The organism is Rhodanobacter terrae, assembly GCF_042657005.1.
GTDB lineage: Bacteria > Pseudomonadota > Gammaproteobacteria > Xanthomonadales > Rhodanobacteraceae > Rhodanobacter > Rhodanobacter terrae.
Genome location: NZ_JBHSNG010000011.1, coordinates 114,195 through 125,963 on the forward strand (window position 1 = coordinate 114,195; position 11,769 = coordinate 125,963).

General features: G+C 67.0%; 12 protein-coding genes. 5 read left to right on the forward strand and 7 right to left on the reverse strand.

The window, feature by feature from the left end; genetic code table 11:
* The first annotated feature begins 27 nt into the window (after positions 1-27).
* On the forward strand, positions 28-525 hold the full coding sequence (locus tag ACFPPB_RS12005; protein ID WP_377327348.1) for a DnrO protein: 498 nt from the start codon (positions 28-30) through the stop codon (positions 523-525).
* Between the two features lie 12 nt (positions 526-537).
* The gene (locus tag ACFPPB_RS12010) at positions 538-843 is read left to right on the forward strand and encodes a hypothetical protein (protein ID WP_377327350.1); all 306 of its coding nucleotides are present in this window, start codon (positions 538-540) and stop codon (positions 841-843) included.
* A gap of 770 nt (positions 844-1,613) precedes the next feature.
* Here ACFPPB_RS12010 and ACFPPB_RS12015 read toward each other — a convergent pair.
* From ACFPPB_RS12015 to ACFPPB_RS12030, 4 genes are read right to left on the reverse strand one after another with little or no spacing between them, the layout of a single operon-like run.
* Positions 1,614-3,098, reverse strand: coding sequence for a UbiD family decarboxylase (locus ACFPPB_RS12015; protein WP_377327352.1), 1,485 nt, complete (start codon positions 3,096-3,098; stop codon positions 1,614-1,616).
* Positions 3,095-3,889, reverse strand: coding sequence for a prephenate dehydrogenase/arogenate dehydrogenase family protein (locus tag ACFPPB_RS12020; protein ID WP_377327354.1), 795 nt, complete (start codon positions 3,887-3,889; stop codon positions 3,095-3,097). Before ACFPPB_RS12020 ends, ACFPPB_RS12015 begins: the two co-directional genes overlap by 4 nt.
* Positions 3,886-4,995 (reverse strand): PLP-dependent cysteine synthase family protein, encoded by a 1,110-nt coding sequence (locus tag ACFPPB_RS12025; RefSeq protein WP_377327356.1) that lies wholly within the window; start codon positions 4,993-4,995, stop codon positions 3,886-3,888. Before ACFPPB_RS12025 ends, ACFPPB_RS12020 begins: the two co-directional genes overlap by 4 nt.
* Positions 4,996-5,009: 14 nt before the next feature.
* Positions 5,010-6,974, reverse strand: coding sequence for a pyridoxal phosphate-dependent decarboxylase family protein (locus ACFPPB_RS12030; RefSeq protein WP_377327358.1), 1,965 nt, complete (start codon positions 6,972-6,974; stop codon positions 5,010-5,012).
* A gap of 355 nt (positions 6,975-7,329) precedes the next feature.
* Here ACFPPB_RS12030 and tpx point away from each other — a divergent pair, with 355 nt between their 5' ends.
* Positions 7,330-7,830, forward strand: a complete 501-nt coding sequence (tpx, locus tag ACFPPB_RS12035) for a thiol peroxidase (protein WP_377327360.1) — start codon at positions 7,330-7,332, stop codon at positions 7,828-7,830.
* A 101-nt stretch (positions 7,831-7,931) separates the two neighbouring features.
* On the opposite strand, the gene ACFPPB_RS12040 is transcribed toward tpx, so the two are convergent.
* Entirely contained in the window at positions 7,932-8,339 is a 408-nt protein-coding gene (locus ACFPPB_RS12040; RefSeq protein WP_377327362.1) for a group III truncated hemoglobin, read from the reverse strand.
* 101 nt (positions 8,340-8,440) lie between these two features.
* Complete coding sequence (gene azu / locus ACFPPB_RS12045; RefSeq protein ID WP_377327364.1) at positions 8,441-8,887, reverse strand: azurin; 447 nt, start codon at positions 8,885-8,887, stop codon at positions 8,441-8,443.
* A gap of 157 nt (positions 8,888-9,044) precedes the next feature.
* Here azu and fdxA point away from each other — a divergent pair, with 157 nt between their 5' ends.
* Positions 9,045-9,368 carry a ferredoxin FdxA gene (gene fdxA, locus ACFPPB_RS12050; RefSeq protein ID WP_377327366.1) on the forward strand — a complete coding sequence of 108 codons (324 nt, stop codon included), beginning with the start codon at positions 9,045-9,047 and terminating at the stop codon, positions 9,366-9,368.
* Between the two features lie 126 nt (positions 9,369-9,494).
* Here fdxA and gap read toward each other — a convergent pair whose 3' ends face one another.
* Complete coding sequence (gap, locus tag ACFPPB_RS12055) at positions 9,495-10,496, reverse strand: type I glyceraldehyde-3-phosphate dehydrogenase (protein ID WP_377327368.1); 1,002 nt, start codon at positions 10,494-10,496, stop codon at positions 9,495-9,497.
* Between the two features lie 181 nt (positions 10,497-10,677).
* On the opposite strand from gap, the gene ACFPPB_RS12060 reads away from it, so the two are divergent.
* Positions 10,678-11,493 carry a S1/P1 nuclease gene (locus ACFPPB_RS12060; protein ID WP_377327369.1) on the forward strand — a complete coding sequence of 272 codons (816 nt, stop codon included), beginning with the start codon at positions 10,678-10,680 and terminating at the stop codon, positions 11,491-11,493.
* The last annotated feature ends 276 nt before the right edge of the window (positions 11,494-11,769 follow it).

Sequence of the window (11,769 nt, forward strand, 5' to 3'; positions counted from 1 at the left end):
GGAGTCCGCACTGCTGGAGTTTTCTGCATGAAATTCATGAAAGCCGTTCCTGCCCTGACGTGTGGCCTTGGTCTGGTCATGACTGCCCATGCTGCTCCCGTGCACGTTCATGAAAGCCATGTGGCGGTTGCCGCCACGACAGCCGTATCGACGCCGGCGCAGCGCTGGACGCCCGATGCATCGCTGCGCGAAGGCATGCGACGCGTGCATGCCGCGGTCGATGAGTTGCGCCAGGACGAGATGGGCCACATGAGTGCGCCGATGGCGGTGGATCGAGCCACCACCGTCGAGGAGGCGGTGACGTCCATGTTCGCCCACTGTAAGCTGGCACCCGAACCCGACGCCGCCCTGCACGGCATCCTGGTGCCGTTGCTTGCCGCGGCGCAGGCGTTGAAGCACGACCCGCAGAACCTCAAGGCGGTGGCCGACATGCGCGAGGCGATCGGGCACTACCCGCGCTACTTCGACGATCCGGGCTGGGACGCCGCGGCCCCGACCATGCATCGGATGCACCACGAGCCCTGAGCGGATCGGCACATGACGGACTGGATCGAGGCCTGGCAATGCGTGGGCTGCGGCAAGATCGAGGCGCCGCAGCCGTGCATCGGCGTCTGCCGCGACCGCAAGATCGCGATGGTGGGCAAAGACGAACACGAGCGCGTGCTCGAAGCCGCGCGCGACCTGCAGCGGCAAGTGCACCGCGCCCATGCGCTGCTGTCGCAGCTGGCATGGGCGGTGCCGCGCGAGGGCCAATGGGAGATTTCCTACCGCGCGCTGCAGACCCGCGCGCGCGAGCTGCTGAGCGCGCCGGCGCCGATCGACATCCAGCCGGTCGACGAGTGAGGGGATCTCGTTCCCCGGTACCTGGTAGGAGCGCACTCTGTGGGAGCGACTTCAGTCGCGATGCTCTGGCTCTTCCGATTAGCTAGAGCGAAAAGCTTTCGTGCGCCCTAGGCACCCGAGTCACTCACCTCCCGGACTTCTCGTAGGAGCCCGCTGGCGGGCGATGCCCTTGCTCTGATGGTTGATTTGAAGCGAAGAGCTTTCGTGCGCCTACGGCGCCCGAGTCACTCACCTTGCGGATTTCTTGTAGGAGCCCGCTGGCGGGCGATGCCCTTGCTCTGGGGGGTTTGCGGGCATCGTGCCCGCAAAGTCCGCGGGTGGGCTGCGGGGTTTGACGACGGCACATCGGGCAACTGCTCCTGCGTTGCCTCAACTCCGGCATCCATGCCGTCGCCTGTGCTGACGCCAAACTGGTTCGCATCCCTGCGAACCACCTTGCGGGCTGTTTCTCCACCCAACGCCGCTGCAGAGGAGCCCCCGGGTAGCGATGCTTCGCTTCGGCTTTTCACCGAGTGCGGGCCAGGAAGGCCCGCTGCTCTACCCCGGGCCCCTGTGCGCCAAGCGGGGTGGCCTTCTCTTTTGGTTACTTTTCTCTTGGCCACGCAAGAGAAAAGTGACTCGGGCGCCAGAGGCGCACGAAAGCTCTGCGCTTCAAACGACCACCCAGAGCAAGAGCATCGCCCGCGAGCGGGCTCCTACAAAAAAGGTCTTTGTGGAAACATGTGAAACCACAGGGTCGAGTCTTGTTTCATCAACCTGCTCGATTCCAGTCATCGATCACCCGCCGATGAAGCGGTCAACGCCGTCCACAAGGCATCAACCCGCCGCTCCACCGCGGCATCGGGCACGATGGGCCTGCTCCAGGCGCGGGCGGTTTCGGACGGCCATTTGTTGGTGGCATCGAGGCCCAGCTTGGAACCTATGCCGGCCACCGGGCTGGCGAAATCGAGATAGTCGATCGGCGTGTTCTCCACCAGCATCGCGTCGCGCGCCGGATCGACCCGGGTCGACACCGCCCAGATCACCTGCGCCCAGTCGCGCACGTCGATATCGTCGTCGGTGACGATCACGAACTTGGTGTAGGTGAACTGGCGCAGGTACGACCACACGCCCATCATCACGCGCCGGGCGTGGCCGGCGTACTGCTTGCGGATGCTGACCACGGCGATGCGGTACGAGCACGCCTCCGGCGGCAGGTAGAAGTCCGCGATTTCCGGGAAGACCTTCTGCAGGATCGGCACGAAGATGTCGTTCAATGCCAGCGCCAGCACCGACGGTTCGTCATGCGGCGCGCGGCCCATGTAGCTGCCGTGATAGATCGCCTCGTGGCGCAGGCGCATGTGCTCGATCGTGAAGACGGGAAAGCGGTCCTGCGCGTTGTAGTAGCCGGTGTGGTCGCCGAACGGACCTTCCAGCGCGGTGTCGCCGGGATGGATGAAACCCTCCAGCAGGATTTCCGCGCCGGCTGGCGCATCCAGTCCGGTCAGTTCGCTGCGCCACACGCGGGTGCGCTGGCCGCGCAGCAAGCCGGCGAATTCGTATTCGGACAAGCTGTCCGGCACCGGCGCCACCGCCGCCAGCATGGTGGCGGGGTCGGCGCCGATCGCTACCAGCACGGGAAACGGTTGCTGCGGATGCGCGGCGCACCAGTCCGCGTAGTCGAGCGCGCCGCCGCGATGCGGCAGCCAGCGCATGATCACCCGGTTCGGCCCGATCACCTGCTGGCGGTAGATCGCCACGTTCTGGCGCGGCTTGTTCGTGCCGCGGGTCACCACCAGGCCGAACGTGATCAGCTTGCCGGCGTCGTCGGGCCAGCAGTGCTGGACCGGCAGGTGCGCGAGGTCGATCTCGCTTCCCTGCAGCGTCTCGTGCTCGAACGCGGCCTCGCGCACGCGCTGCGGCGTCACGTGGGCGAGCTGGGCCAGCTCCGGCCAGCTCGACAAGGCCTGGCGCAGGCTGGACGGCCAGCGCGGTTCCTTGATCGCCGCCAGCAGCTGGCCGAGTTCGCGCAGCGAGGCCAGCGGGCGCCCGGCCAGCGCCAGCTCGATGCGCCGGCGATGGCCGAACAGGTTGCCCAGCAGCGCATGCGTCGCCCCCGCCGGCTGTTCCATCAGCAGCGCCGGCCCGCCTTCGCGCAGCGCGCGCAGGCTCAGCGCGGTGGATTCCAGATGCGGATCGACCGCGGCGGCGACTCGTTGCAGTTGCCGGTCGCGCTCCAGCAACGCGAGAAAACCGCGCAGGTCGTGAAAGCTCACAGGACGACGCCCGGGCTGCCGGGGATGGCCAGGCTGCCATCCGAGTCGTCGTCGCCGGCCAGCAGCTTGCGATGGATCGATTCCAGCGACCCGAGCAGCCGCGAGCGTGCCTCGGCGGCGTACGGGTTCTCCCGCTGGATCGCGGCGAACAGGTGGCCGGCGTCGCCGCGCACTGCCGCCAGCATGTGCTTCAAACCCTGGAACGACGGCGGCGCCAGCGTCATGTCGTCGTCCACGCCCAGATCGACCAGGCCCTTGGCGAGGAAGAACGCCAGTGCGTGGGTGTTCGCCATGGCGCGGTCGTGGCTGTCGGGATCCTGCTCGATCACTTCGCAGCCGAGCGCGGTGAACAGTACGCGCGCCTGCCCCGCGGCGAGCGGGTGCTGCGCACTGGCGCAGATCACCGTGCGCAGCGGGCGCTCGCCGCGGGCCAGGCTGAGCGGACCGAACAACGGATGCGTGCCGACGTGGGCAATCTCGGCGCCAAGCAGCTCGTCCATCATCGCGCACGGATGCATTTTCACGCTGCCCACGTCGAGCACGGTCTGTCCCGCATGCAGTTGCGGGCGCAGCGCCTGCAAGGCATCGCGCATGTGCGGCACCGGCATCGCCAGCACGATCCATGCGGCATCGACGACGGCGGCCGCCATCGACGCGGCCGCCAGCGCGGCCGGAACGTCGGCGCGCGGGTCGAACGCGCGAACACGATGTCCCGCCCGCAGCAGCAAGTCGGCAAAGGCCTGGCCGAAGCGGCCGTAGCCCAGCACGGCGAAAGTCCCCGCCGGCTTCATGCGACGTGGCGCAGCATGGCGCCGGTGGCCAGGCTCTCGCGCAAGGCGGCGTCCCACGGCGCCGTGTCGATCTGATGGGCGGCCAGCCACTGCGGATCGAACAGGGTCTGCGCGTAGCGTTCGCCGCGATCGCACAGCAGGCTCACGATGCTGCCGCGCTCGCCCCGCGCGCGCATCGACGCGGCCAGTTGCAGGCAGGCCACGAAGTTGGTGCCGGACGAGCCGCCGTAGCGGCGGCCCAGCAGCTCCTCCAGCAGCCAGGCGGCGGCGATCGAGGCGCTGTCCGGTACCTCGACGACGCGGTCGACCACGTCGAACAGAAAGCCGGGCTCGACCCGCGGCCGACCGATACCCTCGATCAGGGTCGGCTGGCTCGCCACGGCGAGCGGGTCGCGTGTGCGCCAGCCATGCACGAAGCCGCTGCCGGCCGGTTCGGCGACACACAGGCGGCTGTGCAATCGGCGGTAGCGCAGGTAGCGGCCGATCGTGGCCGAGGTGCCGCCGGTGCCGGCGCCGCAGACGATCCATTCGGGCTCAGGTTCCGCCTCCAGCGCGAGCTGGCCGATGATCGACTCGGCGATGTTGTTGTTGCCGCGCCAGTCGGTGGCGCGCTCGGCGAGGCCGAACTGATCCAGGTGGCAGGCGCCGCGCGCGGCGTGGGCGGCGGCGCGTGCATGCACCTTGACGGGATCGTCGATCAGATCGCATTCGCCGCCCAGCGCCTGCACGTCGCGGATCTTGCCCGGTGCAGTGCAGGCCGGCATCACCGCGATGAAATGCAAGCCCAGCATGCGCGCGAACCACGCCTCGGAAATCGCCGTGCTGCCGGAGGAAGCATCGACCACGGTCTGGCCGTCGCGCAGGCGCCCGTTGCACAGCGCATACAGGAACAGCGAACGGGCAAGCCGGTGCTTGAGGCTGCCGGTGGGATGCGAGGCCTCGTCCTTGAAATAGAAGTCGATGCCGTGGAAGCCGGGGAAATTCAGCTTGAGCAGATGCGTGTCGGCCGAGCGTGCCGACTCCTGCTGCAGCTTTGCCAGTGCGGTGTGCACCCAGCGGCGTTCGGCTTCGCGTTGCGGGTTGACGAGACGCAGGATGGTATCCATCGAAGACTCCGGGATCACGGCTGGGCATGCCCGGTGGCGGCGGTCAGTTCGCGCACGCGGCGGCCGAGGAATTCGAAATAGCGGTCGATGTAGCTGATGCCGTTTTCGTGATCGATCAGGTACGGGTTCATCAAGGTGTGGCGCAGGATCAGCAGGCGATCGTCGTCGCCGGCACGCTCCAGCGTGCCGGCGTCCAGCGCCACTCCGGCGAGGATGCGGGCGGTCTCCGCGGCACCTAGCGCCTCGGGCCGCAGGCTGGTCACCGAGCCGAAGAATTCCTTCAGCTGCAGCGGCTGGCCGGGGTCGCAGCGCAGCGTGTCGTGCAGCGCGCGCACGAACGCGTTCGCGCCGGCCACCGACGCATTGCCGCGCGGGTTGAGCGCGAGGCAGACCAGGTTGCTGTCCGGCGCGAACGGCACCAGCGCATGCACGCAATCGGCCAGGTCCAGCGCGAACCGCCGCGCACGCGCATGGAACGCCTCGGCCGCGCGCACGGTGGCGCACGGCAGGCGGCCGAAGTGGCGGTGATCGAGCGGCAGCACCTTGTGCGTCACGTATACCGCCGCGGCCGCCGCACCGGATTTGGAACCCTCCGGAATGAACTGGCCCAGGCTGCGGTAGCGCGCCAGGTAGCCGGCCGGCGTACCGGTGTGGAAGACGTAGTCGGCGCGCTCGGCCAGCAACGCCATCGGGCGGTGGTCGCGGCAGATGAAGGCGCCGCTGCCGTAGGGCAGATAGCCGAGCTTGTGCGGATCGACCGTGGCCGAATCGGTGTCGCCCAGCGCGGCGAACGCCGCATGCACCGCCGCCGTGGGGAACCGCACATAGTCGGCGGCCACTTCGGCGCGCGTGCGCAGCGAACCGTCCTCGCGGCGAAACAGCGTAGCCAGGTAGCCGCCCCAGGCGGCGTCCGCATGCACGGAAAAATCCAGCCCGCGTGCGCGCGATTCGTCGCGCGCGGCGAGCACTTCGTGGACGGGGTCGATGGTGCCGTACTCGGTGCTGCCCAGCACCGCCACGCACATCAGCACCGGTTGCCGCTCGCGCGCGCAGCGGACCAGCGTGTCGCGCAGCGCGGCCGGGTCCAGCCGCATGCCGTCGGTGGGCAGCAGTTCCAGCTGGTCGCGGCCCAGGCCGAGCAGTTTCAGTCCCTTGCTCCACGAGTAGTGCGCGGTGACCGGCGCCAGCACCAGCGGCACGCGCAGTGACGGATGCGCGGCAAAGAAACCGGCCAGGCCGCGCTGCTCGACGCGCTCGGCTTCCACTCGCTGCAACCAGTGCATGCGCGCGGCCGGAGTCTGCGCGGCCAGCCAGTGCTGCCAGGCTTCCAGCGTGGCGACGCCTTCGGCGGGGGACAGGTTGAAGGCGCTCCAGTCGTCCGCCGGCAGCTCGATTCCGGACACCTTCGCCGCGCGCAGAGCGACCGGAAACGCCTTCAGCGCCAATGCCAGCCGCAGCGCCTGATAGTTCGCCAGCGTACCGCCGGAGGTGAGATGGCCGAACGCGCACGCCGGCTTCGCGGGGTCGTGCGGATAGCCAAGCATGCGCGCCAGCTGCAGGCCGGCTTGTACCTCCATGTCCACCGTGACCGGCGCGGCATCCTCGCTGACGTTGTTGGGGTTGTACGGCAGCGTCAGCATCTGTGCGGCCAGCCCCGGCAGCAGCAGATCGCAGGCCATGTGGCCGATATAGCGCGGACTGTGGAACGGTACCGATTTCTTCAGCGCGGCCGACAACAGATGCAGCTCGCGCCGCATGCGCGATTCGAATGCGAGGTAGTCCGGATGGTGCGCTGCGGCGGTGGCGATGGTCGGTGGATCCTCCGGATGGAAGTTGCGCCGCCAGTACACATGGTCGCGCAGGAATTCCACCATGAGCTTTTCCAGCAGCCCGTCGTTCTCGCCGTACGGGCCGAGAAAACAGGCGTCCAGCGCGTAGTCGCGCGGAGCCGGTGCGGGCAGCGGCACGGCTGCGCTCATGCCGGCCGGCCGTGCAGCCGGACTCGCGGAAGGGCGGCGGCCGCATCGCTGCCGAACAGGCTTTCAGGGCGAGCCGCGGGCCACGGCCCGGGTGTCCGGGTGGTACTCATCGTGCATTTTCCTTCGAGCATGCGTGCATGCTGGAGGCAATGCCGGCGGGACTTCTTGACGCAGGTCAGTTCCCGCCGCGGCGGCGTTGCCCGAATTGTCGCAGGGGATCGTGCGAAGGGGCGGCCGAGCATGGTTTTCGCGCAGGCACACCCACCGCAACGTGCCGGGCCTGACAATAGTGATCGTCTTTCTGGCCGGGACCATGTTCTACTTGTAGGCCGTTTTTTTCCTCACGAGGTGCAACATGTCCAACGTCACGCTCAAGGGTCAGCCGATCAGCGTCAACGGCCAGTTTCCGGCGGTCGGCTCGGCCGCGCCCGCGTTCCAGCTGGTCGGCGGCGACCTGTCCGATGTCGGGCTGCCGAATTTTGCGGGCAAGCGCAAGGTGCTGAACATCTTCCCAAGCATCGACACGCCGACCTGCGCCATGTCGGTGCGCCATTTCAACGAATCGGCGAGCCGGCTCGACAACACCGTGGTGCTGTGCATCTCGGCCGATCTGCCGTTTGCGCAGGCGCGTTTCTGCGGTGCCGAAGGGCTGGACAAGGTGGTCAATCTGTCGCTGATGCGCGGCCGCCAGTTCCTCAACGACTACGGCGTGGCGATTGCCAGCGGTCCGCTGACGGGCCTGGCCGCGCGCGCGGTGGTGGTGCTGGACGAACACGACAAGGTGGTCCATGCCGAGCTGGTCGGCGAGATCGCGCATGAGCCGGATTACGACGCGGCGTTGAAGGCGCTGGCGTGATGGATCGGTGGGAGCGACTTCAGTCGCGATAGCTTTTGGAAAACCAAGAGCATCGCGACTGAAGTCGCTCCTACGGGGTAGGTTCTTCCTGCCAAGCCTGCTCAGCGACCGGCGCCCACGATCGGCACGCCGAGCGGACGTGCCTGCGGATGCACGCCGAGTCCGAGCTTGAGGCTCTGGCCGATGCGCTGGGCGTATTCCAGCATCTGCGCGGCATGGGCTTCGTCCAGTTCCTCCGCACAGGTCTGGCGCCACAGCGCGAGCCAGTGATCGAAGTGTTCGGCGCGGATCGGATGCGGCCGATGCGCAGCCATCGGGTTGCCCCGATAGCTGCTCGCCCGCAATGCCACCGATGCCCAGAACGAGGTGAGCAGACGCTTGTGCTCGTCCCAGTCGCGCACGGCCGCGCCGAATATCGGGCCGAGCTCCGGGTCGCGCCGCACTTTTTCGTAAAAGCGGTCGACCAGGGTAGCGATGGTCGACTCGTCGAATGCGGCTGGTGGATTCATGCGGGACATGGTGGGTCAGGTGCGCCGAACAACGCGCGATGATTTCGGCAACGATACGCATCCGGCGCGACTGGCCGGATGCGCGGTAGGTGTATTGACGTCTACTTGCCCAGGCTCAGCGTGCCCTTCATCAGCGCGGCATGGCCCGGGAAGGTGCAGAAATAGACATACGACTCGCCTGCCTTGAGCTTGGCCACGCTGAACGTGGCTACATCCGATTCGCCGCCGCCGATCAGCTTGGTGTGGGCGATGATCCGGCTGTCGTCCGGCTTCTCGTAGCTGCTGGCCGGGCCTGCCTTCATGCCGTCGGCAATCACACCAGACTGGTCGGCGCTGTTGGCCAGCACCCAGTTGTGGCCCATCGCGGTCTTCGGCAGCTTGCCGGTGTGCTTCAAGGTCACGCTGAAAGTCTTGCAGGTCTTCGGTACGGTGATGGTCTTCTGGTTGTACTGCATCGCGTCGTTGGCTTCGACGGTGGTGGAACACTCGGCGGCCATCAGCGGGCTGGACAGCAGGCCTAGCAGTGCGATCGCAATCAGTTTGCGCACGATGTATTGCTCCTTTGAGAAAGGACGTGGAGAAAGGGCGTGAGGAAAGTGCATGGCCATTCTGTCGTGATCGCGCATGGCAGACATTGATCTGGATCATGGGGATGGCCTCCATCATCGCCGACACTGTGGCCGGATGGCGCCGGAAGGAGGCGCGATGACGCACGTCGTCACCGACAACTGCATCAACTGCAAGCACACCGACTGCGTCGAGGTGTGCCCGGTGGACTGCTTTCACGCGGGGCCGAATTTCCTGGTGATCGATCCGGACGAATGCATCGACTGCACGCTGTGCGTGGAGGAATGTCCGGTCGGCGCGATTTTCTCCGAGCTGGATGTCCCGGCCGGGCAGGAGATCTTCCTGTCGATCAATGCCGAGCTGGCCACAGAGTGGCCGGTGCTGACCGGCAAGATCGCCGCGATGGAAGATGCCACGAAGTGGGACGGCGTGCCCGGCAAGCTGCCCTTGCTCAAACGCTGAGCATGCGTTGTTCGTAGGAGCCCGCTGGCGGGCGATGCTTTTGCTCTGATGGTTGGGCTAGGAAAGATCAAAGCAAAGGCATCGCCCGCCAGCGGGCTCCTACAAAAAACACGGGTGCGGGACCAGTTACTTGGCCACCACCCGCACCATCTCCAGGCACTTGTTCGAGTAGCCCCACTCGTTGTCGTACCAGCTGACCAGCTTGACGAAGGTGTGGTCCAGCGCGATGCCGGCGTCGGCGTCGAAGATCGAGGTGCGCGCGTCGCCGCGGAAATCGGTGGCGACCACCTTGTCCGTGGTGTAGCCGAGGATGCCCTTCAGTGCGCCTTCGCTTTGCGCCTTCATCTCCGCGCAGATTTCCGCGTAGGTCGCGGGCTTTTCCAGCTCGACGGTCAGGTCGACCACGGACACGTCCGAGGTCGGCACGCGGAAGCTCATGCCGGTGAGCTTCTTGTTGAGCTCGGGAATCACCACGCCGACGGCCTTGGCGGCGCCGGTGGAGGAGGGAATGATGTTTTCCAGGATGCCGCGGCCGCCGCGCCAGTCCTTGTTGCTCGGGCCGTCGACGGTTTTCTGGGTGGCGGTGGCCGCATGCACGGTGGTCATCAGGCCGCGCTTGATGCCCCACTTGTCGTGCATCACCTTGGCGATGGGCGCCAGGCAGTTGGTGGTGCAGCTGGCGTTGGAGATGATCGCCTCGCCCTTGTAGGTCTTGTCGTTGACGCCGTAGACGAACATCGGCGTGTCGTCTTTCGACGGTGCGGACAGGATCACCTTCTTCGCGCCCGCATCCAGATGCTTCTGCGCGGTGACCTTGTCGAGGAACAGGCCGGTGGATTCGATCACCACGTCGGCGTTCACCTCGTTCCACTTCAGCGCGGCCGGGTCGCGCTCCTGGGTCAGGCGGATCTTCCTGCCGTTGACCACCAGGTGGCCGCCTTCCACCTTGACGTCGCCCTTGAAGCGGCCATGCACCGAGTCGTAGCTGAGCATGTAGGCAAGATAGTCCGGCTCGAGCAGGTCGTTGATCGCCACGATCTCGATGTCATTGCCGAAGTTCTGCACGGCGGCGCGAAGCACGTTGCGACCGATGCGGCCGAAGCCGTTGATGCCGACCTTGATGGTCATGAGTGGGCGTCCTCCAGAAGGAATGAAAACGTGACTGCGACTGGCAGCCGGCAAAGCGGCGATTTTACAGCCAATCGAAGCCGTACGCTCGCCGCGCGACGTTCGTCGTTGTCGCGCCATGTCATAAAAACCCGAATTCGGCTGTGGCAGACTGCCGCGATTGCCACGAAGGATCCCGCGCATGAGCTCGACCCGCCGCGCCGTCGCCGTGCTGCTTGCCTGCCTGCTGGTCGCGCCGGCCCAGGCATGGGGACCGCTCGGTCACAGCGTGGTGGCCGAGCTGGCGCAGCGCCATCTCAGTCCGGCGGCCGAGGCCGAGGTCGAGCGCCTGCTGGCGCCGGAGCACACGCGTTCGCTGGCCGGCATCGCCAACTGGGCCGACCAGATCCAGGACGATCCGACGCAGGATGCCCTGTGGCAGCAGACCCGCGGCCAGCACTACATCAATTTCCGCGGCGGCAGCGACTGCGACTACGTGCCGCCGCGCGACTGCCGCGACGGCCGCTGCGTGGTGGCTGCGCTGCAGCACTACGTGGGCGTGCTCGGCGATCGCAGCCAGCCGGACAGCGCACGCCGCGAGGCGCTGAAGTTCGTGGTGCATTTGGTCGGCGACGTCCACCAGCCGCTGCACGCCGGTTATCGCGACGACAAGGGCGGCAATACCTACCAGGTGCAGTTCGAAGGCAAGGGCAGCAACCTGCACAAGGTGTGGGACTCGGGCATGTTGCGCACCCGCGGCCTCGAATGGCAGGCCTATGCGCGGCAACTCGACTCGCCCGTTCCAGTCGCGCTGCCGACACCGGTGGCGCCGCTGGGCAACCCTTACGCGCAGTGGGCCGAGGAGTCCTGCCGGATCACCGCCGGAGCCGGTTTCTATCCGGACGGCCACGATATCGGTCCGGCCTATGTGCGCGCCGAATTGCCGTTGGCCGAACGGCGTCTGCGCGAAGGCGGCCGGCACCTGGCCGAGGTGCTCAATCTTGCCTTGACCCGGTAGATGCCGGACTGACGGTTTGCCGGCCCGGGCTGTTCCAGCGATCGCCGATTTGGCGATCGGGAAGCTCGATCATTTTTATCGCGGGCTTCGACCGGGTGGGCCTCGGCGACCGTATGCGATTCGCGGCATCGATTTCCGCGCGGTTTCAGGCAAGCGGGAGGAGGACCTGCGCCGCGCAGTGCCGCTGTGCAGACGAGCCGGCCGGGATGGACGCCGAGATGTCTGGACGCCCAGACATCCATTGCATACGTTTGCAGGGCTGGCGCAATGGCTCGC

Bases quoted from the DNA above. Each gene is read 5' to 3' on its own strand.
- ACFPPB_RS12005 (WP_377327348.1), top strand. From the start codon at position 28: ATGAAATTCATGAAAGCCGTTCCTGCCCTGACGTGTGGCCTTGGTCTG.
- ACFPPB_RS12040 (WP_377327362.1), bottom strand. From the start codon at position 8,339: ATGAATCCACCAGCCGCATTCGACGAGTCGACCATCGCTACCCTGGTC.
- ACFPPB_RS12025 (WP_377327356.1), bottom strand. From the start codon at position 4,995: ATGGATACCATCCTGCGTCTCGTCAACCCGCAACGCGAAGCCGAACGC.
- ACFPPB_RS12020 (WP_377327354.1), bottom strand. From the start codon at position 3,889: ATGAAGCCGGCGGGGACTTTCGCCGTGCTGGGCTACGGCCGCTTCGGC.
- gap (WP_377327368.1), bottom strand. From the start codon at position 10,496: ATGACCATCAAGGTCGGCATCAACGGCTTCGGCCGCATCGGTCGCAAC.
- ACFPPB_RS12010 (WP_377327350.1), top strand. From the start codon at position 538: ATGACGGACTGGATCGAGGCCTGGCAATGCGTGGGCTGCGGCAAGATC.
- ACFPPB_RS12030 (WP_377327358.1), bottom strand. From the start codon at position 6,974: ATGAGCGCAGCCGTGCCGCTGCCCGCACCGGCTCCGCGCGACTACGCG.
- tpx (WP_377327360.1), top strand. From the start codon at position 7,330: ATGTCCAACGTCACGCTCAAGGGTCAGCCGATCAGCGTCAACGGCCAG.
- fdxA (WP_377327366.1), top strand. From the start codon at position 9,045: ATGACGCACGTCGTCACCGACAACTGCATCAACTGCAAGCACACCGAC.
- ACFPPB_RS12060 (WP_377327369.1), top strand. From the start codon at position 10,678: ATGAGCTCGACCCGCCGCGCCGTCGCCGTGCTGCTTGCCTGCCTGCTG.